The sequence below is a fragment of the Oligoflexus sp. genome (genome assembly GCF_035712445.1).
Taxonomy (GTDB): domain Bacteria; phylum Bdellovibrionota_B; class Oligoflexia; order Oligoflexales; family Oligoflexaceae; genus Oligoflexus.
This window is the reverse complement of sequence record NZ_DASTAT010000143.1, coordinates 37,643-58,256: the sequence shown is the minus strand read 5'-3', so window position 1 is coordinate 58,256 and position 20,614 is coordinate 37,643. Positions and strand designations below refer to the sequence as shown.

The window sequence follows — 20,614 nt, the reverse complement described above, 5'->3', positions numbered from 1 at the left end:
GCAAACACGTAACGACCTCTTTGTCTCCTTGGAGATTTCCATGTTTCGCACACTCCTGGTCACTCTTGGTCTTTTGATTTCGGTCAGCCCTTTGGCTGCTTATGGCAACGATGAAGCCGTGAAAACCTGTGCCGCGGTGCGAGGGAACGGCGACCGGATTTTGGCTCATTTCGGCGCCATAGGCCGCTACCACGATTCCTATCCTGCTTTCGATGGGATCGCCGGTGGAAGCTCAGGCAGCATCACCAGCTTTATTTATGAATCCATGCAATTGAATCCTTTGCTCGAACAGTGTGAAGGCAGAAGCTGCAGTCGGGAAGAAAAACGTCAGCGTCTGGCGTTTCTTGTCAAATCCATCATGGGCTATGTCGATGCCTATAAGAATACCGAAGAAGTCCAGGCGCTGCTGTTTACGATCCAGGCTGTCAAGGATCTGCAGACCCTGGTCGCCGAACCCTCCTTTCAAAAACTGATCACCTATGATGCCGCAGCAGCCGCGCAAAAGGTTTTGGCCGTTTTGAGAACGCCCGAATTCCGCGGCCTCATCAATCCCGACCTGATCACACTCTTCCAGGATTCCCAGAACATTCCCTTCCATCTGGAGGAGCTGCAGCGAAACCTGAAAAACTTCGGCAGCTGGAAGGCGGCCGATACCAGCATTTTCTTTTTTCCAGGCTTCATCAACTGGCCGGAACTCGGAAGGCGTATGGGGCGCATCGCTGATTTCTATGCGGGCTATGGTTCGTATTATCCCCTGCGTGACATGGATGCCGTGCTGCAGCAGTGCGCTCCAGCTCTGGCCGGCAAGGATTGGAATCATTCCGAAGTCCTGGCTTGCCAAAAAGATTTTACGGCCCTGATCGCGGACTATCGAAAAGCCAATATCGCTGATGTCGCTGGTCCCCATCGCATTCAGGATCCTATCGGTAAAGGCATGATGGCCCTGGCGTCCACTTCCATTCTGATGGGCGCAGCAAACGTGGCCATCTATAAAGCCGCTCATGAAAGCTATCGCCGCGGCGAGGCTTATGAGTTCAAACCGCAGTTCAGTGACATCAAAATGGGCTACTTTGGTCGTGAGGCGGATCTGGCCCGCATTCAAGAGAATGAGCGCGGCTACACCGATACGCGCACCCAGCGTTTCGAAAGCCTGGGCACCCGCTCCTGGCAGGATATAATTTCGGTTTCGCCGGCAGAACCAAGCCTTTCCGATATTCGCCCTGTGGATGAAGGCCGCTATTCGATAGGCGGATGGATTGATTTGAGTCCCACTCTTGTGCTTCGCAACGCCGGTTGTGACGAGGTTGTTTACTTCACCCGTTATGTGGACAGGAACATCAGCGGCTTCGCGGCCAGCATTGTGAAGATGCTGAATGCCAGTGACGAGGAGCTTGAGCAAATTATCGGTGCGAATCCTGATGTGTCGCCGACGCCGGCTTTCATTCTGAGTAACAATGAAGCGACGGGCGTCTGGTGCACCGACTGGGACGCACCGGCCATGGGTGACTTTAACGCGCAATTCCGCGCGGGATTGGACGGCATCTTCTATAGCGACAGCTATCCGAACGCAGTCGCCAAATTTGGCGTCAATGCCTGCGTGCGTGACTAGCGCGTTCCATTTTCTTTGTTTCGCAAACGAACTCCCTTGGTGATCTTGAGTCCTTGTCGCCCTGAGCGCAAAGTGCTATCAGCTTGTCTTGTATGGACAGGACTTCATCACCAAGGGAAAGACCATGGTAAAAACACTCAAAGAGAGCCTTCTCTTTTTTCTCGCTACTCTTCTTCTCGCCTTGCCTCTGAACGCTCAGACTCCGCTCGCCAAGGATGCGCGCATCGCTGTCATCGGCGCGGGCGCGTCGGGGCTCACAGCGGCGCATACCCTTCGCAAAAAAGGCTACAACACTATCACCGTCTACGAAAAAGATGATCGAGTCGGCGGCAAGGTTTATTCCGTGGCCGAGGCCGGGCAGACCTTCGAAGTCGGCGCGTTCTGGGCGGGCGAGGGCTATGCGGTGGTCGATGAACTCGCGAAGACCTATCAGGTTGAATTTCAGAAAGAAGAGCTTGCCTTCAAAGTTCGACTGGAAGACGGCCGTGAGTATGAGCTGACGGAATATTTGCAAAAGGCCTTCAAACCCTGGGAACTGGCGTCGGGCTTTTTTCAATGGCAGAAGGTTCAAAAGAAGTTCGCCTATCTGAAAGAGCCGGATGGATTTTTTCAGAAAGACGATCCCGATTTGGCTTTGCCCTTCGCTGAATTCATCAAAAAATACAAGATTGAAGTGTTTGCCCAGGGCTTCCGTCCGTTCTGGATCGGCTGTGGCTATGGATACTACGAGGAAACCCCGGCGATTTACGTGCTGAAACTCATGCTGGGTTCACTCGATATCGGCTTCGGTGATTTTCTGAAAGCCATCCTGCCCTTCGGTGGCGGCAGCGGCAATGGACTGCGCCGCGCGCCTGAAGGCTATCAGGAGGTGTGGACGCGCCTCGCTCGGGATCTTGGAAACGTTCGCACCGGGGCGGAAGTCACTCAGGTGCAGCGCCGTCGAACAGCAGGCGGCATGGAAATCGACATCACGGCCCAGGGACAGACGGAAACTTACGATGCCTTGATAGTGTCGGCCGATCCAAAGACCGCGCTTAAATTCCTCGACGCGACCGCTGAAGAAGCCGAGCTTTTCGCGCAGGTCCATTCCTATCCGTATGTGATTCATCTTTTCGAAGCCTCGGGACTGCCTTATAAGGACGGGACCATGGTTTTTCTCGATGCCTTCGGCACCGCCGATACCAAAGGCCATGTGACGGCCTTCGTCAACCGCCCCAGAGCAAGGCAGGTATGGACTGCGGGTCAGATTATGACCTGGGACATGTCGCTTGATGAGAGTACTGAAATTCTGCGTGAAGATCTGGCCCTGCTGGGCGGACAGGTGGGCGAGATTTATCAGCGCGTGCAGTGGAATTATTTCCCTTACGCCGACAGCGCAGCTCTGCGGGATGGATTTTATCGCAAGCTGAAGGCGATCCAGGGTCAGAACAACACCTGGTATGTAGGCGGTCTATTGAATTTTGAAACCGTGGAAAGCACAGCGGCTTATGCCAGAAAGCTGGTGAATACCAGCTTTTGAGGGCACGGGATCTGCGGGCCGATCACGGCCCTGCGGGTACCAGTGTATAGCTCACCCGGCCAGCGCCATCGACGATAGCGTTGGCGTTCAAATAGCCAAAATACTGCTCGCCATTGCGCACGAAAGCTTCGGTAGGCAGACCGAACTGATTCCGGTCAAAACCCAGATTGATGCCAAAGCGTTTTCCCGCAGGTCCTCCAACCACTGTCAGCTGCGTGGCCTTGCCACCGACCAGAGTGATCTTTGCAGGCGCGTCGACGACGAGTTCCGCCCCGATCAGATAATCGAATTTAAAGTCCATCGCGGTCACTGTCTGCGGATCAGCTCCGGTTGCAAGTTTGGGATCATAGGTGAACGAACCTCTATAACTTTTGCCCGTCAGCGAACCGGAAGCGATGTCGACCTGAAAATTATAGGTCACGAGTGTCGGGGCGGGAGCCTTCGGTATCGGCGTCAGAGTCGGCGTGGGCGTCGGCATCGGTGCGGGAGGTGCCGGGACCTCCGCAACTGTGTCGGGCATCGGCTCCGCGACCACATTATCGGAATGGCTTTCCGTCGGGATCGCATCACAGGACGCCTGGCCGTCACAGCCTTGCGACGCACTTGTGAATGAGGCCTGGGGCAAAGCCGGTCCCACCTCGCCCTTCGAACAGGACCAGGTGGCAAGAGCTATAAATAAGACGCACGGTATGAATCGTCGCATGCTGATATCCTCGCGCGGTGGTTCTGTATTCTTATCGGGAAAGGGGTTGTGGGACTTGAAAAACTACGAATATCCCGGTCATATCAGGGTCATGGATGAGTCTGGCTGGATTGACAGGGCGTCCGTCCCGTGGCTTATGGGGAATCGGCATAAGCTTATAGAAAGAAAATTGCAGACGACGACTGCGGCACTCGTTAGGATGAGCATGAGACCTGATTCCGCATATGGGATAAGCGTAACTATGACTTCGATCCTGATTCCATACTCCTTCAAAAAAGCAGCCTGGTTCCAAGCCTGTTCCTTGGCCTGCCTCTGTTGCCGTTCGGCATAATACACCTGTTCCCCCAAAACAATTTTCTGATTTGCATCGAGCCTTCATGAGGTTTTAAAGGCATGTGCCGTCTGTTTGGTTTTCGGGCCGTTAACCAGAGTCAGGTTCATCAGAGTCTCGTTCACGCGGAAAACGCTTTGCTGAGGCAGAGTGAACATCATCGTGACGGCTGGGGTGTCGCCTATTATCGCGCGGATTCTCCGCATATCGTGAAATCAGCGAGCACAGCCTGCGATGATGATCTTTATCGCCGCGTTTCCTCGCTCGTCCACTCCCGTACGGTGCTCGCGCATATTCGGAAAGCGACCGCGGGCGAAGCTGATTTTTTAAACACGCATCCCTTTCAGTATGGACGCTGGGTCTTCGCGCACAATGGGAAGATCGGACGTTTTGATCGTGTGAGGCCGAAGATTCTGGCCAAAATCGCTCCCGAATTTCGTGCGAACATCCAAGGGGAGACGGATTCGGAATGCATCTTTTTCCTGATCCTGACTCATCTGTCCCAAAGGGTTCAACTTCAGCAGAAAAACCAGCCTCTGCACGAGATCCTGGAGGGCGTGCAGAGCGCGGTGCAGGAGCTGTGCGCCATCACCGGGGGCATGAGTCGCGGGGATGAGGCTTTTGATGAAAGCACGTTTCTAACCTTTATCCTGACCGACGGCGATACCATGGTGGCTCATCAAGGTGGCAAGGAGCTTCACCTCAGCACCTATAAAAAACGCTGCAAGAAGCGCCAGGAATGCCCGTACTGGATTCCGTCCTGTGAGAATCCCAGTCGAGACGGACAGGTGACTCACTTCATGCTCGCCAGTGAACCGATGCTGGGTGAAAATGTCTGGCATCCGCTCGATTTTGGCGAGCTTCTGGCTGTGGATGCGAGCATGCGCCTGCATCGTGTCCAGCCGCGTAGCGGTCAAATGTGTATGGCATTTTAATGCGTTGATTTTGCCTGGTACTCATCTAGAATTCGAAAAGCGAAGAGTATTCTTTTTGGATGAGCCAGGACATGAAGTCATTCCTACGAGCCGGTTTTCTGGTGTTTTTGCTGCCTCTTCTGCAGGCCCTCAAGTCTCCGTCCTATGTCGTGGGTCTTCCCGACACTCAGCTTTATCCGCAGTACTGGAATCTATCAGGCAAGGTCGACGGTTATCTGCCGCGCGTCCTGCAGCGCTTTTCAGCCGATACTGGAATCCACTGGCAGTTGAAAGCGCAGCCGATTCGCCGATACTACGTCGAATTCAAGGAAGGCCGGCTGGACTTTCTCGCCCCTTCCAATCGCGCGTGGGCGGAAGGAAGCTCATCAGTGCCCGTCATCTATTCCGACCCTTTTATGAAGAGCCGGGCCGGTTTCATTGGTCTTAAGCCTGAGCTTGATCCGGCCCAGATCAAACAGGTGACAACGATCGCCGGTTATACGATTTCCTTCCTGACTGATTCCAAAAGTCCTTTTCATGGCGTGAAGATCAGCTATGTGAACGATGTGAGCAGTGCCATGAAAGTCCTGGCTTCCCGGCGCACGGATTTGATTTATCTGCATTATGATGCGGCGCGGGAATGGATACGCGTGAACAGTGAAGGCCGCGCTCCCGTCCACTTTTATTTTCATGAAAAATTTTCGGAGGAATTTGACTACTGCCTCGCCACGATTCGCTACCCGAAGGTCATAGAAAGCTTCAATCGCTGGCTCCGCGAGAACTCCAAAGTCCTGGACGAGATCAAGGCCTCGATCCTGACCAGCAAGTACCCTTAAGGCACTGCAGGCTGGAACCTTCATGTCCATTCCAGCGGAGAATGAATAGTCCAAGCGAAGAGTACATCATCCCGGTCCTTCATGCTAAGATCCCTGGCGTGAAGGGGGACGGATGATGACGGATGCCCAGCAAAAAGAACAAGGCTTTGTTCGCGTTCGCGGTGCGCGGGAACACAATTTGAAAAATGTTGATGTCGATATTCCAAGGGATGCCCTGGTCGTGTTCACTGGGGTCTCAGGTTCGGGAAAATCGTCTTTGGCGTTTGGGACGCTCTATGCGGAAGCGCAGAGGCGTTACCTGGAATCTGTTTCCCCCTATGCGCGGCGGCTCTTCAATCAGATGTCGGTGCCTGAAGTGGAGTCGATAAATGGTCTGCCGCCTGCGGTCGCACTGCAGCAGCAAAGAGGTTCGCCCACCACGCGGTCGTCGGTGGGAACGGTCACCACGCTCTCGAATCTTCTGCGTATGCTTTACTCGCGCGCGGGAAGTTATCCTCCGAAGCAGCCGATCATCTATGCCGAAGGTTTTTCCCCGCATACTCCCGAAGGGGCCTGCCCCAAGTGCCATGGACTCGGCCGCATTTATGATGCCACCGAAGAGTCGATGGTGCCGGATCCGAATTTGAGCATACGCGAACGCGCGATCGCGGCCTGGCCTCCCGCATGGCACGGGCAGAACCTGAGGGATATGCTCGTGACCCTCGGCTATGATATTGATACGCCCTGGAAGAAGCTGCCGAAAAAAGACCGGGATTGGATCCTCTTCACCGACGAACAGCCCTCCGTTCCCGTTTATGCGGGCTTTGAAGCGCATGAAGTGAAACGCGCGCTGAAGCGCAAAGACGAGCCGAGTTATATCGGCAATTTTTCCAGTGCGCAGCGCTATGTCCTTCATACCTTTGCCACCACGCAGAGCCAGCTGATGAAAAAACGGGTCGCGCAGTATATGATCAGCCGCGAATGCCCGACCTGCGATGGCAAACGGCTCCGTAAGGAATCGCTGTCAGTAAAATTTGAAGGACGCGACATTGCCGAGCTTTCCCTTCTGCCGATGAAGGCGCTGGGAAAGATTCTGGAGCCTTATGCAAAGGGGGAGGCGCCGCGCCTGGAGAAACTGCGGCGTGAACATCCCGAGATTGCGATGGTCACCGAACGCATTGCCGCCGATATCCTGGGGCGGCTGCAGGTGCTTTTGGATTTGGGCCTTGGATACCTGGCCTTGGATCGGAGCACGCCCACGCTTTCTCCCGGTGAGCTTCAGCGTCTTCGCCTTGCCACCCAGGTGCATTCGAATCTTTTTGGAGTCGTGTACGTCCTGGACGAACCTTCCGCGGGTTTGCATCCTGCGGATACCGAGGCTTTGCTCCGAGCCTTGTCGCGCCTCAAGGCGGCCGGCAATTCGATCTTTGTCGTCGAGCATGAACTGGAAATCATCCGCAAAGCGGATTGGATCGTGGATGTCGGACCCGCGGCCGGTCAGCACGGGGGCCAGATTCTTTACAGCGGTCCCTTGAAAGATCTGGCGAAGGTGGAAGCCTCGCAAACCCGCCGGCATCTTTTTCATGTGGATCCTCCTGCGCCGCGCGCCCCGCGGCCGGTGAAGGGCTGGCTGCACCTTGTGGGCGTGACACGCAACAACTTAAACAGGGTGAATGTGGATCTGCCCTTGGGCGTCCTCACCAGTGTCACAGGAATCTCCGGCTCCGGTAAATCCAGTCTTGTGAGTCAGGTGCTGGTGGAACTCGTCACCGCGGCTCTGGGTCTTGATCCCGTGAAAACGGACGAGGAAGGCGAAGAGCTCGAACGCACCGAAGTGCAAACGCAGGGCGGCGAAATCAAAGGCGGCCTGGGCGGCATCAAACGCCTTGTCCGCGTGGATCAAAAACCGATCGGCCGCACGCCGCGCTCGAACCTTGCAACCTATACGGGACTCTTTGATCCCATCCGTAAAATTTATGCGAACACGCCCCTGGCCAAATCCCGACGCTATGATGCGGGGCGGTTTTCCTTCAATGTTGCCAAAGGCCGCTGCGAAAACTGCGAAGGGGAGGGCTTTGTGATGGTTGAGCTGCTCTTCCTTCCCAGTGTCTATGCTCCCTGTCCGACCTGTCACGGCGCCCGCTATAATGCGAAGACTTTGGAAGTCAAATACCGCGATCAAAGCATAGCCGATGTTTTGAACATGACGGTGGACAAGGCCGCGGAATTTTTTGCGGATGATCCCGCTGTGCATCGGCCGCTTGAAATCCTGCGGGAAGTGGGCCTGGGTTATTTAAGACTCGGCCAGCCGGCGACGGAGCTGTCTGGAGGCGAGGCGCAGCGGATTAAGCTGGCGAGTGAATTGCAGCGAGCCACGCGAGGCGCCACGCTTTATGTGCTGGATGAACCGACCACGGGTCTGCATCCCTCGGATGTCGAACGTCTTCTGATTCAGCTCGATCGGCTGGTGGATGCCGGTCATACCGTGATCACGGTCGAGCATGATATGGATGTCATTCGCCGCAGCGATTGGATCATTGATATGGGACCGGGAGCCGGAGATGAGGGCGGAAAAGTGATCGCTCAGGGCACGCCCGAGGCCGTGGCGTCCGTCAAAGGCAGCTTTACGGCAAAGTATTTGAGGACTTAGGACTATAGTCAAAAACTATGACGTGATTGATTGAAGATATTTTATTTCTATGGATGGATCGACGATTCTATTCAAGTAGGCCGGGACTGAGGACACAGCCGGCTGGAAAGGAATGGAATATGACGCCCTTCATGCTTGCCACCGTCGGTGGTCTGATTTCCTTCGGTTCGACCGCGTTCGGTTCGGCTCTGGCCATGCTGCGGCTGCCGGGGCAGCGTTTTGAACCCTGGCGTCTGCCCATCGACTTTGCTTTGGGTCTGATGATTTCCGCTGTTGCGTTTTCCCTGGTTGGTCCCGCTGCGGTCGCGGCCTTTGGTGATTGGCAGCGCTTTGCTCCCATTGGTTTTGGCCTTTACGCAGGCGTGTTGATGATCGTGGCCCTGCATCGGCTTATGCACCGCTTTGAAGGTGCGAAGGGACAGCAGGGACAGCTTCTTTTAGCCTTCGTTCTCATGGTTCACAATTTTCCGGAAGGCCTCGCATCAGGCGCGGCTCTTGTGGGTCTTGATTCTGTGCAGGCACGCACGGTTTTGAGTTCCATTGCTCTGCAAAATATTCCTGAAGGTCTTTTGATGGTGGCCTGTCTGCGGGCGCTTGGTGTCGGCCCAGTCTGGGCCTTTGCCGGTGGCATCGGTTCGGGCGTGATTGAACTCTTCGGCGGCATGGGCGCTGGGGTTCTTTTAAATGGCAGTGAGACTCTTCTGCCCTTCCTTCTGGCAACAGCCGGTGGTGCGATGCTGACGTCTGTGATCATGGAACTGAAAGAGGGGGCATCGGCGAAAAATCGGATCTGGTCATCGCGCTTCGCCATGGGGCTTATGACCATTCCTCTTCTGAACGGCGCCATCGGATTTTTGCAGAGTTAACCGCGCTGGCCTGCGAAATGCGGGTCCCAGCTTTCCTGATGCCCGATATCCAAAGGCGCGTGATCGGTTTCTTCCAGCTGAGTCCCGAGCGCTTCAAAAAAATCCTCAGCTTTTTTGCAGCGCATCAGCGCCGGAGCCGCATAAGGTTCCGGCAGACTCGAACGCAGATAGCTCCAAAGAAAACGCAGGCGACTGAAGGCCACGGGCGAAAGGGTCCGGGTGCCGAGGCCGCTTTTGGGCAGCAGAAGAAAGGGCACGCCGAAGACAAGAGTGGTCAGCTCCACCGTGACCTTTTCCCAGGCTGCGAAGTCGATGCCACAGGCAAAACCCAGGCGCCCCTTCGCCACTTTTTGATAAAGTCTGCCGGGATCTCGCAGAAAGATTTCCTGCAGAAGGGCATAACAAAAAAGGGCCAGGATAAAGCTGTGACCATCCATCCGCGTGGGTTCGCCCGAGTCGAGTTCACGAAAGATCCAGGGATTTCTGAGCAGACCCCTTCCGATCATAACGCCCTGAATATCCGGTGCGGTGGCTTTGAGTTTTTCAAAGCTGGCAAGCCCCCAGACATCACCCGAGGCAAGCACAGGCGTGCGGGTGGCCCCGGCAGCCTTCTGCACGGCCTCCCAGCGGGCGTGACCCCGGTAACCATCGGCCCGGGTGCGGGCATGCACAGTGAGGCGCGCCAGCGGCAGCGAACGCACAGCGTCGAGCAGCGCAGGGAATTCCGCATCAGCTTCGATGCCGAGGCGCATCTTCACGGCCAGGCGTCCGGGCCCCAATTCCGCGGCCAGTTTTTCAAGAGAACGCGCAAAGAATTCAGGCTCGCGCAGCATGCCGCTGCCCGCCATGCGGCCCAGGGAATTGGGGGAAGGACAGCCGCAGTTGAGTTCAATCACAGGTGCGATGGCGTCGGGAATGAATTCCGCCGCACGTAAAAACTGTTCAGGCTCGCCGGTGATGAATTGAGGGATCAAACCATACGGCAGAGCACCCCGCAGCAGCGTGAGTTCAGGAATGAAACTCTCGGGCAGGGCGTCGTCGGGAAAGGCCCGCGTGACCCTTAAAAAAGGGCTGGTCATGGCACGCGGCTGCGCGATCATCTGCAGCCAAAGGCGCATCGGAAAGGTGGTGACGCCTTCCATGGGCGCGACGCTGATTTCGGGGCGGGCGTGCATGCGCATTCATCCTGGCGGCTGTAAGGGGAAGATCTGCATATTGAAGCGGATCAGCGTATCGCCTTCATCCGTCTCCAGCTCTGAAAAATAGCGGAACATATCTTTTTTCAAACGCTTGATCACTTCCATGTAAATTTCCCGCCTGACGCTCATCGTGGTCGAACCAAAGCAGGACATGGTGGTATCCCCCTGCCATTGGCCAACATTGAGCCAGGCGTCGTGAATGGATTCCTTTAAATACGTAAGCATGGAATCCTGCTCCCTGCCCTGAATCGTGAGAAAACGCTGGGTCTTGTCGGTTCGCTTCAGATGCCCATCATTTTTTTCGATCAGCCCGTTCAAAAGCAAAGAACCGATCGCGGTCTGCACTTCGGGAAAACGCGCCTTGCCGAAGAATTCAATCAGCTGCCGCTCGGTCGGACGGCCTTGGAAAAGATCGAAGGCGCAGAGTATATCCGAGGCCAGAAGATTCATTCCATGCTGCAGGTGAATCGAAGTGAAACGATCCCGCAGGAAAAAATGCAGAGCCTTCAGTTTCGCTTCGGCGTCCTGCCGCACGTTGTCCGAGGCCGCTTCCTCACGCGCCAGCATCAGCTCCAGATAATCGGTCAGCGGCTCATCACGGGTCAGCACCTGAAAGAGCGGCCGGCGGATGCGACTGGGAATCGGCCGTTCCCCCCGCAGCATCAAAGAAAGCGTCCCCCGGGATTTCAGACCGAGACGGCGGGCAATATAGGCCAGGGAGAAGCGGGAGTCCAGGGCTTTACGCCAGGCGAAAACTTGCTGCAGAGCCTCTTTGCTGGATCGCGCGTTGATGATGAGTAGAGTCAAATTTTCCGTTGTCATGTTTTTTTGACATTCCTATACCGGGGTCCTGCTGTTCGCAATTGGAAAACAGTTCCTGTGCACATACCGACTGAACGCTTTACCCAAAAGGGTAAAGTCCCGTATTCAGAAAGCTGCTGTTCTTACCTTTAGCCCAAGGATCGCGCCATGAAACGACTGACCATCCTGTCTCCTTTGCTTGGCCTCGGCCTTCTGTCCCTGCCTTTGTCCGCCTCACAGCCTCCCGCTGATGACGGCGGTGGGCCGCAGGTTCAGATCAAGCCCCTGGAACCCTTGGCCCCCGTGACGGCCGAGGCTTACCGTGAGGCGTCCCCATTCATCATCGGGATCTATGGACCGATCGCGCAGAAGATTTATTACTATTACGCGCCGCATCAGAAAATCGACCTGCATTATCCGTATGCTCCTTTGAGCCGCATCCTGGCCACGCACCAGCCGGGACTTTCCTGCTATCGCCGCGTTCCCAAATTCGGCGTTGAACAATTTCGATGCAACATCGCCTTTGATCCGTCGGCCGAAGGCGGCGAGCAGCAAACTATTCCACCGTATACATACGGGCTCGTTCCCCAGTTTGGCGATGGAAAACTGCAAAGTCTTTCGCTGACGCTCACAGCCGACGGACAGCAGCGTTATCTTTTGAACGCTGTGAATTGCCTTCGTTTAGGGGACTGGGAATTCGCCGGCAGCAATGTGCCCTGCGCCTATCAGGAGAATCAGGGTACCGTGCAGGACGTCTATTTTCCCGATGATATTTTTCCCCAGGGCGTTGCGGTGGGTTGGGGAATTGTGCAGCAGTGAAGCTGGTCTGCTTGTTGCAAGCTTTCGCACCGAGTCCTCGCGACAAGGAGCAAAACCATGCACAAGCGTCAATTGAAAGGAAGCACGGTCGTTGTCACCGGAGCTTCAAGCGGCATCGGTAAAGCCACGGCATTGGCCTTCGCAGCAGAAGGCGCGAACGTGGTGGTCGCCGCGAGGCGCGCCCGTGCCCTCGATCATGTGGTTCAGGAAATCGAAAAGAAAGGGGGCTGCGCACTCGCTGTTCCCACGGATGTGACAGATCCTGCAGCGGTGGAGCGACTCGCGCAGACGGCGGCCGATCATTTCAATGGCCGTATTGATGTCTGGTTTAACAACGCCGGTGTCGGAGCGGTCGGATCTTTCACGGATGTGCCGCTGGCGGTGCATGAAGAAGTGATTCGCATCAATCTGCTTGGCTGCCTGCACGGAGCTTACGCAGCCGTGCCTTACTTCAAGCGACAGAACTCCGGTGTTTTGATCAATATGAATTCTGCCGGAGCATGGCTCCCTACCGCCTATGCCGTGGCCTACAGCGCCAGCAAATTTGGATTGCGTGGATTTTCCGAAGCCTTGCGAGCGGAGCTGAGAGACTTCGATGGCATTCATGTCTGCGATGTTTTCGCCAGCTTTGTGAATACTCCCGGATTCGAGCATGCCGCGAACTATACCGGCCATATGCTGAAGCCCGCGTCTCCCGTTTTAAGCCCATGGAAGATTGCGCGTGCTGTCGTGCATTTGGCCCAGGAACCCAAAGACCGCCGCATCGTCGGTTGGCCCGTGAATCTGGCACGACTGGGCTACGCACTGACTCCTGCCTTCAGTACCTTCTTAATGAAATGGGGCCTGGATCATTACTTCAAAAAGGCGCAGTCTGTGCCGCGTAGCGAGGGGCATATCCTTCGCAGCTCACCCCAAGGCCAGAGTGTTTTTGGCAAAACCCACAGGACCGGGGCTGGTGGAGCCTTGCTTGCCGCAGCCGTTCTTTTTGGTCTGAGTTCACTGGCACATATGATACAAAGGTCAGCGCGGCTCAAAGAAACCAGAGGAGCCCTGCGACTGGCAGCGTCGGTCCCTTTACAGGACAGCGCTGCAGGGTGATTGAGATCGGTCATATTAACTAATTCATTTACCAGGAGTTCAGCGGTGCGATCCTTGCATTTCGTTGAGCCGAGGTATGCTGGTTCCCCACGACCTGGGATTTTCTCTGATGGACAGGGACTCAGGGTTTGTGTGAGACCAGCAGTAAACTAATAGTAGGCTGGAGGATTTGTATGAACATGAAGTTGGCTAGCGGTTTGGTCTTGGGTATTTTGACTATGGATGGAATTTCCTACAGTCAAGAGACAGCTCGTGAGTGCACTGTCCCCTTCAAATGGGATAGCGCAAAAGTAAACGGTCGCGCGGTTGACGATTGCGTCAACACCCTGCGTCTGCAAGCAGCCACTCAAGAGCCACTGCAGATCGTTGGTTCGGCTACACCTGAAGGTCCAACGCAATACAACCAACGTCTTTCCGAAAGACGCGCGAACAACTTGAAAGCCGCTCTCGTGCAGCGCGTGCCTGAGCTGAAAGTTGAAGCTCGCGGCGTTGGCGAAATTCCGCAGAACGGCCTGATTGCTCGCATCATTGTGGAAGCTCCAACTCAGGAATCCCAAGCTGTTGCAGAAGAAACCGTGGTACGTGAAGAGCTGACCGCATCGGCTGCCACTCCTGAAGTGACCGCGACGGCCACTCAGCCCATCGGCGGCAACTGGCGCGTGGGTCCACGGGCTGGTATGGACCACACCCGCGTGGAAGACAAAGACGATTACTTCGCCCCAGGTCTCGACATCGCCTACGTTCCCCAAACTGGCGTTCAGAACCTGCGCGTTGAAATCGGCGCTATCGGTAACGTCTACATGAAGGGCGAAGAGCAGGAGATGTCTTCTGTTCACTTTGCACCTATGGTCGGTTACCAGGCTTCCAACGGTCTGATCGCCGGTGTTCGCGGTCTGGTTGGTGCGGTACAAAGCGATATTTCTGATGACACCCTGGATGACGCGGGCGCAGAACTGCGTTTGGGCCGTGAAACACGGACCTGGTCGGCATTCCTGGGCGCCGGTCAAACCGAAAATCTGGATCGTATCGGTCTGGATATCGGCTGGAGATTCTAAGAAAGCCAGCGAGGTGCAGCTCGGGTTGAGCTGTCCACCTCGGCTTTTTGAAGAGATGGCGTCTCGCAAGATGCCTCGGCTTTGGGAATCCAGAGCGGGTTGTTTTAAACGACCACCCGCAAACGTTTCGTTCGGCTCGCAAACTCGTCGTGCATTTCGATGCCGATATCGGCCAGCCGCCGTGGACTGAGTTTATTCTGCAGACGAGCGAAATATTCCTCCTCTTCCTCTCTTACATGATGCTCCACGATTTCTTTCAGGACCTTGACCCGAGGCAGGAAGGCTTCATCTTCGGCTTCCGTGTCCACGATCTTATGCAGCATGAATTGAATGAGGCTATGTTCTTCGAAGGCTTCGAAGGTCATCGCAGGGTCGACCTCCAGACCCGCGGGATAGAGGATTTTTTCCTCGATCCAGGTATGCGCCTCCAAAGAAATGACCAGCTGTCTGACGAGATCCTCGCGTTTTTTGATGAGTTTGGGAGTGGTGGTCTCAAGTTCGGCGAGAAGCGCCTCCAATTCCCGATGCTGCTGCCTGAGGAGCTGAATGGCATTGATAACGGGTTCCATGTTCGGCTTTTTCTGCAAATGCGGCATGCTTCCTCCTTGCTGCCCAATTGACCCGAAAAAAACCCAGCAAGCCTTATGCCATGGACGTGGTCTGAAACTTGCTTTAAATTATGCAGTTTTTTCCGTTTAAGGAGGTATTTCCAATGCAGTGGCGAGGCAGACGAGAGAGTGGGAACGTTGTGGACCGTCGCGGTGTGAAAACCGCGGGCGCGCTTGGTGGTGGCGGGATCATCCTGGCGATCATCTATGCGCTGCTGGGCGGTGATCCCAGCGCTATTCTCAATTCCAGTCGCGAGACGGCGACGGTTTCCTCAAATGACGATCAGACACGCTTTTTAAGGGTGGTTTTGGCTGATACCGAAGATGTCTGGAATCGCGCGTTCCAGGCCGCGGGGCGGAGCTATGCCGAGCCGAATCTCGTCCTGTTCAGTGGTCGCGTGCAGTCGGCCTGCGGAACAGCCACTGCTGCGGTCGGGCCGTTCTATTGCCCGGGTGATCAGCAGCTTTATCTGGACACCAGTTTTTTCAATCAATTGTCTGGAAAACTCGGCGCGAAAGGCGACTTCGCCCAGGCCTATGTGATCGCGCATGAAATCGGACATCATGTACAAAACCAACTCGGGCTGCTCAGCAAAGGTTCGAGCGTCGCGACTGAACTGCAGGCCGATTGCCTTGCAGGTTATTGGGCGCACGCCACCCAAAGCATGAAACAGACCTTGGACCAGGGCGATGTGGAAGAGGCTCTGAACGCCGCATCGGCGGTGGGCGATGACGCGCTGCAGCAGGCCAGTCAGGGATATGTGGTTCCCGATTCCTTCACGCATGGTTCATCACGGCAGCGCATGGCCGCATTCCGTCAGGGATTTGAAGCGGACGACTTCCGCAATTGCAATCCGAACGCGGCAGGTTGAACCTGAAACCGACGGCCTTGCCTGAAACGCCGGGGCCGATTTTTCGTCGTCCCGAAGCCCCGGCTTTGCTAAGATGCGGCGCTGGCGCTGTTCCGCGCCTTAGTTTTAGGGAAGACCCATGCGTATTTTGCTTTGTAATGATGATGGCTTCGAAGCCCTTGGCATATTGACCCTGGCCCGCCACCTGCGCGAGCAGCAGCATGAAGTTTTTGTGGTGGCCCCGAGCGAGGAACGCAGCGGACAGTCGCATGCGATGACCTTCTTCCGCCGGATTCCCACACGCCGCGTCGATGACACCACCTGGGCCGTGCAGGGAACGCCTGGGGATTGCGCAGCGCTCGCGCTTCATCATTTTCTGAAATCGAATCCACCCGAGCTTGTCATCAGCGGCATCAATCATGGATTGAACGTCGGCTGGGACGTGAATTACAGCGGAACTGTCGGAGCTGCGACGGAAGCGGCTTTGCTGGGTTTCAAAGCGATCGCCGTCAGCGTGGATCTGCGGCCGGGAACCGCCCTGGCCCTGCAGCAGGATGCCTTCGATCGAGCGGCGCAGCTGACCTGTAAAATCGTGGCAAGGCATGAAGAACTCGTCTGGACCACGCACGAAATCCTGAATATCAATCATCCCGGAGTGGAAGTGCGCGGTGTGGTGCAGGCTGCCTGTGCAGGCTACAACATGCACGTGCCGCAGATCATCACCGTCGAGCCTGATGTTTTCATGATGGGCGGCAGCGTAAGGGTGAATCGCGGCGATCCGTCGCAGGATGTGACCGCCGTGCAGGAAGGTTATGCGGCCCTGTCCTTCGTCGGCACGCGGCAGAGCAGTCCCTCGCTCAGCCACTCGCTGGATGCGGTGATCGAGAGTCTAAAGACCGCAAAGGATTAAGCCACACGCCGGGCGAGCACGCGATAACTGTTCGCCCAACCTGGCCTTCTGCAGAGCGGAGCCAGGATCTTATCCAGAATTCTCGCTAGAAGTATCAAAGGCAAACAAAGCGGAATGAGCAGCTTGTTCCAAAGACGCTGGATCAGATTCGCCGGTTTACGCCAGGGCATGTCCGGTGGAGGAGCCAGTGCATTCAGAATGAGACCCAGGGAAAAAACGAAGTCCACAGGATGGTGGGCTTCACCGCGATGCCATGTGAGAGTTTCAAACGAATGCTTGCGCAGAAGTTGTTCAAGGTTCCTGGCCGATAGCATGTGCTGATGCTGGGGCTGAAACCAGGGCATCCAGAAGGAACCGAACCAGCGGCCGAAGCGTGATTCGGGATCGGGCAGTTCGATCATGAGATGCCCGCCGGCCGGCAGTATTTTCGCAGCGGCGGCGATTTCGTTTTCCGGATCGCGCGTATGTTCCAGGTAATGACTCATACTGATGACATCGTAGGCTCCTTCCTTCGCCAGGCTTTCGGCAAGGTCGGGAAAGAGTCCGCAGAAGGCCCGATCGATCCAACCGAACTTCGCCGCATCCAGGACGCCCTGATTCAAATCCAGACCATCGAAGGAGACACCGGGCCACTGATCGCGGGCTATGCAGCAGAAGTGTCCATGCCCGGCTCCGACATCAAGCCAGCGGCGTGGCTGGGCCTGGCCCTTCAGCATGTGCGCACGGGCCACATAGGGACCTTTGCCGCGACCGAAGATCGTGTCGGTGCGCTCCTTGCCCAGACCATCATAAAAATCCTTGTAATAAAAATTCAGTCCGGCAATCGACAGCCGTGGGTTTTGGAAGAGATGCGCGCAATCCAGACAGCGCGACAGCTTAAAGACGCCCGGCTTGAACTGAATCCAATCACGACTGGAAATGGCTGTTTTCAAGCGTTTTGAGCCGCATATCGGGCAATCAGGCCGTGCCGCTTCGAAAAAAGGGGCCGTGCCCGCGGCGAGGAGCTGCTGATATTGGACGCGGCTTTCTTCCAGTATTTTTTTTCGATCGGCCGTCTGATCCTTGCGCGCATGGAAAAAGCTGTGCAGGTCATAAAAAATCCGGAAGATGCTGAAACGAAGTAGACCGCGACTTTGGACAGGAGTGCCTCCCAAAGCCAGCAGCGGCTGCAGATGATAGCTAAGGAAAGCCAGAGGGCCTGCGATGGGGATCAAGACAAGACCAAGGCTCACAAGCAGAAGCTGCATGATCATCACAGGTCGCGCGAGGCCACCGAATACGAATTCCATCAAAGCGCCCAGTTCACGCGGGCCACGCGGCGAGGCCTTGAGCCAGGGAACGATCACGAGATCCATGCTGGTGCCGGCGAATTTTTTCAGATGATCGGCGAGCCTTGCGAAGTCCACAGCCGTTTGAGGGGGAGAATAGTCCTCCTCCAGACGCTCCAGAACCGTCGAGCGGACGAGGATCGCTTCACCCGAGCAACGAGCGGAGGCGATCCTTTCGCGACGAAAATCTTCGGGGTTGACGGCCTGGCAGTTGAGCAGGGCTTCGGCAGCCGGCAGTCCCGCGGGAAGGAGGACGAGGACGTTCAGATCATGAACCTGTGCATAAGCGGCTGCCGCGCGGCGCGTGGATTCATCGAGGATGACGCCCGGCCTTAAAATAAAGTGCATATCAGGGGCGGCTTCCGGTTCAGCGCGGGGAAGAAGCGGCAGAGCCTTGGAGCGTTTACGCAGCCGCAGGCCATCAAGCAGCCAGACGACAGCCATGAGTGCAGAAAGGAAAATCCAAAAGGCCATACGTGATCCTCACAGAGTATCAGGTTCCTGCCAGCGAGCGGCGAAAGTAACCGCTGAGTTCAGAACGCTGCGAAAAGAAATAACCAAAGAAAGCGAAGAGCAGAAGCCTCGGATGACGCTTGAAAAGATCCGGGGGAGGCGGCTCGAATCCAACATCCACGACATTGCCGCCGGCGCGAATGAATTCGTGCAGAAAGCGGGTATTCACCGTGGGGGTAAGAGTGTCCGTGCAGTGACGCTCGGATAAACCCGTGGCGCGGAGTCCATAGGAACGGGTCAGATCGAGAAGGGCTTTTAAGGAAAAAATGTGCCGATGATAGGGCTGATGGAGACTCATGGCAAAACGCTCGTGCTGCTTCAAACGAATGCGATTGGCCAAGGGTGTGCCCAGGTAGAGAAGCCCGTCGGGTTTCAGGCAGCTCAGGATCTCCTGGAGCATGACGCGCGGATCATCAGCATGTTCGATCACATCCTGGGCGAGCACGGCATCATACTGTTCCTTCAGCCTTGCCGCTTCCGCGAAGGCAGCGACATAGGGATCATAGCCGACAGCATGCACGTAGCCCTGATCCCGCAGATACTGAACGAAGACGCCGGCGCCACAGCCGTAATCCAGGATTTTATGATGCTTCTGAATGCCCTGTTTCACAAGATCACGGGTTCTTTTCCGATACGCGACGCGGCTCCAAAAATCCAGCTTGTGCTGGGCGAAGGGATAGCCTTCATAATAAAGCGGAAGGTTCACATCCTCTTTGGAATGAAGCGAGCCACAGCTTTCGCAGCGCCAGACGGTAAAGGTCTGATGCTGGAAGGCGCGTACGATGGCGGGAATTTGGGCCTTGTCCTTGGCCTTCTGATAATCGCCGCTATCAGGACAGAAAGGGCAGTGATCGCAGCTGTTCATGAAATCTGACCCTCCAGGAGTTCGATGGCCGCGGCGGCTCCGCCATGGGCCTCCATGATTGTTTGCAGGCGCTGGGCGGCGGCGCGGAAAGCGGCTTCGTTCACCACACGCTCGGTGACCGTGCGAAGATCCATGGCTTTCACCCGATCGAAGTGCACGCGAAGACCCGCTCCCGAGCGGATCAGCTGCTCAGCGATCACGGGCTGATCATCTTTGATCGGCGCCACGACCGCAGGCAGACCATGCAGCAGCGTTTCACAGAAGGTATTATGCCCCCCATGGAAAATCACGGCATCGACCCTTTTCAAAAGAGCCAGCTGCGGAACAAATCGCTGCACAATGAAATTCGCGGGAATGTCGCCCAGCATCTCGGCCGGCGCGGCGAGAATAAGCTGGAATTCATGATCGGAAAACGCTTCCTTCACCTTGGCGTAAAATTTCTGTGAACGCTCTGCATTCACCGTGCCGAGTGACAGATAAATTTTCCTGCGCGTGGAATCCAGAAGATGCCAGGGGAAATCGTCAGTGTTCTGTTCCATGCGCAGGGAAGGACCGATGAAGTGAAAATGCGGGGGAATAGTTTCTTCAGGCGCGATCAGGTCCCGGACGGAAAGAATAAGGACGAGATCGGGAGAAAGGTCGGGTCGCTCCCAACGCTCCAGCGCATAGCGATCCTGCACCCGCCCGAGAATATCCACCATCCATTCCTTGACCTTCGGCATCTGTACGATGGGATTGAAGACGGCTGCCGACGTGGTGGCGAGCGTGGCCCAGGGTATTCCCTTTAAACGCGCAGCCAGCGCACCGGCCAGAGCCTGCTGATCACAGAGGATAAGGTCAGGCTCAAAACTGCCCATGGCTTTCAGAACGCCAGGCATCATGGCATCGGCCAGGGGAACCAGAAATTCTTCATAGAAGAACTGAAAGGATTCCAGGCCCGTGACTTTCTGGGCCTTGGCCATCCAGCTTTCGTTCACATCTTCGGCTGCTGTTTCCGTGATCGGAATCAGCGGCAGATCATGAGGCAGAAGCGCACGGACCCGGCGGCCACAGCCGACCCAGGTCACCGTATGCCCGCGGGCCTGAAGACCACGACCGATGGCTATCGAAGGATTGATGTGGCCGGCCAGAGGCGGCACGACGAGCATGATGCGCGACAC

Annotated in this window: 18 protein-coding genes; 11 read left to right on the top strand and 7 right to left on the bottom strand. The window is 56.0% G+C overall.

Annotation, left to right across the window (positions count from 1 at the left end):
- The first annotated feature begins 40 nt into the window (after positions 1-40).
- Positions 41-1,609, top strand: a complete 1,569-nt coding sequence (locus VFO10_RS30420; RefSeq protein WP_325145801.1) for a hypothetical protein — start codon at positions 41-43, stop codon at positions 1,607-1,609.
- Positions 1,610-1,733: 124 nt separating this feature from the next.
- Positions 1,734-3,128, top strand: a complete 1,395-nt coding sequence (locus VFO10_RS30415; protein WP_325145800.1) for a flavin monoamine oxidase family protein — start codon at positions 1,734-1,736, stop codon at positions 3,126-3,128.
- Positions 3,129-3,150: 22 nt separating this feature from the next.
- Here VFO10_RS30415 and VFO10_RS30410 read toward each other — a convergent pair whose 3' ends face one another.
- On the bottom strand, positions 3,151-3,831 hold the full coding sequence (locus tag VFO10_RS30410; protein ID WP_325145799.1) for a hypothetical protein: 681 nt from the start codon (positions 3,829-3,831) through the stop codon (positions 3,151-3,153).
- 393 nt (positions 3,832-4,224) lie between these two features.
- On the opposite strand from VFO10_RS30410, the gene VFO10_RS30405 reads away from it, so the two are divergent.
- The 4 genes from VFO10_RS30405 to VFO10_RS30390 all read left to right on the top strand — a co-directional run bounded on the left by VFO10_RS30405 (position 4,225) and on the right by VFO10_RS30390 (position 9,407).
- A complete protein-coding gene (locus tag VFO10_RS30405; RefSeq protein WP_325145798.1) occupies positions 4,225-5,097 on the top strand; it encodes a class II glutamine amidotransferase in 873 nt (290 codons plus the stop codon).
- Positions 5,098-5,168: 71 nt separating this feature from the next.
- Entirely contained in the window at positions 5,169-5,912 is a 744-nt protein-coding gene (locus tag VFO10_RS30400) for a hypothetical protein (RefSeq protein WP_325145797.1), read from the top strand.
- A gap of 112 nt (positions 5,913-6,024) precedes the next feature.
- Positions 6,025-8,541, top strand: coding sequence for an excinuclease ABC subunit UvrA (gene uvrA / locus VFO10_RS30395; RefSeq protein WP_325145796.1), 2,517 nt, complete (start codon positions 6,025-6,027; stop codon positions 8,539-8,541).
- Between the two features lie 119 nt (positions 8,542-8,660).
- Complete coding sequence (locus VFO10_RS30390) at positions 8,661-9,407, top strand: hypothetical protein (protein ID WP_325145795.1); 747 nt, start codon at positions 8,661-8,663, stop codon at positions 9,405-9,407.
- On the opposite strand, the gene VFO10_RS30385 is transcribed toward VFO10_RS30390, so the two are convergent.
- Both VFO10_RS30385 and VFO10_RS30380 read right to left on the bottom strand, forming a co-directional pair.
- Entirely contained in the window at positions 9,404-10,582 is a 1,179-nt protein-coding gene (locus tag VFO10_RS30385; RefSeq protein WP_325145794.1) for a tRNA-dihydrouridine synthase family protein, read from the bottom strand. The two genes, VFO10_RS30390 and VFO10_RS30385, sit on opposite strands and share 4 nt — an antisense overlap.
- 6 nt (positions 10,583-10,588) lie before the next feature.
- Entirely contained in the window at positions 10,589-11,428 is an 840-nt protein-coding gene (locus VFO10_RS30380) for a TIGR02147 family protein (RefSeq protein ID WP_325145793.1), read from the bottom strand.
- Between the two features lie 147 nt (positions 11,429-11,575).
- Between VFO10_RS30380 and VFO10_RS30375 the strand changes: the two genes are divergently transcribed.
- From VFO10_RS30375 to VFO10_RS30365, 3 genes are all read left to right on the top strand, one after another.
- Positions 11,576-12,226: a hypothetical protein gene (locus VFO10_RS30375; protein ID WP_325145792.1), complete on the top strand. Its 651-nt coding sequence runs from the start codon at positions 11,576-11,578 to the stop codon at positions 12,224-12,226.
- A 57-nt stretch (positions 12,227-12,283) separates the two neighbouring features.
- Positions 12,284-13,324 (top strand): SDR family oxidoreductase, encoded by a 1,041-nt coding sequence (locus tag VFO10_RS30370; RefSeq protein WP_325145791.1) that lies wholly within the window; start codon positions 12,284-12,286, stop codon positions 13,322-13,324.
- A gap of 173 nt (positions 13,325-13,497) precedes the next feature.
- Complete coding sequence (locus VFO10_RS30365) at positions 13,498-14,379, top strand: hypothetical protein (RefSeq protein WP_325145790.1); 882 nt, start codon at positions 13,498-13,500, stop codon at positions 14,377-14,379.
- 104 nt (positions 14,380-14,483) lie between these two features.
- Here VFO10_RS30365 and VFO10_RS30360 read toward each other — a convergent pair whose 3' ends face one another.
- Entirely contained in the window at positions 14,484-14,975 is a 492-nt protein-coding gene (locus VFO10_RS30360; protein ID WP_325145789.1) for a hemerythrin domain-containing protein, read from the bottom strand.
- A gap of 116 nt (positions 14,976-15,091) precedes the next feature.
- On the opposite strand from VFO10_RS30360, the gene ypfJ reads away from it, so the two are divergent.
- Together ypfJ and surE are read left to right on the top strand one after the other, a co-directional pair.
- Positions 15,092-15,859: a KPN_02809 family neutral zinc metallopeptidase gene (gene ypfJ, locus VFO10_RS30355; protein WP_325145788.1), complete on the top strand. Its 768-nt coding sequence runs from the start codon at positions 15,092-15,094 to the stop codon at positions 15,857-15,859.
- Between the two features lie 118 nt (positions 15,860-15,977).
- Entirely contained in the window at positions 15,978-16,748 is a 771-nt protein-coding gene (gene surE / locus VFO10_RS30350; RefSeq protein WP_325145787.1) for a 5'/3'-nucleotidase SurE, read from the top strand.
- Here the strand turns inward: surE and VFO10_RS30345 are convergent.
- From VFO10_RS30345 to VFO10_RS30335, 3 genes are read right to left on the bottom strand one after another with little or no spacing between them, the layout of a single operon-like run.
- Complete coding sequence (locus VFO10_RS30345; RefSeq protein WP_325145786.1) at positions 16,745-18,550, bottom strand: class I SAM-dependent methyltransferase; 1,806 nt, start codon at positions 18,548-18,550, stop codon at positions 16,745-16,747. The two genes, surE and VFO10_RS30345, sit on opposite strands and share 4 nt — an antisense overlap.
- Before the next feature lie 19 nt (positions 18,551-18,569).
- Positions 18,570-19,454, bottom strand: a complete 885-nt coding sequence (locus VFO10_RS30340; protein ID WP_325145785.1) for a class I SAM-dependent methyltransferase — start codon at positions 19,452-19,454, stop codon at positions 18,570-18,572.
- Positions 19,451-20,614 carry a nucleotide disphospho-sugar-binding domain-containing protein gene (locus tag VFO10_RS30335; RefSeq protein WP_325145784.1) on the bottom strand — a complete coding sequence of 388 codons (1,164 nt, stop codon included), beginning with the start codon at positions 20,612-20,614 and terminating at the stop codon, positions 19,451-19,453. The genes VFO10_RS30340 and VFO10_RS30335 overlap by 4 nt, the downstream gene beginning before the upstream one ends.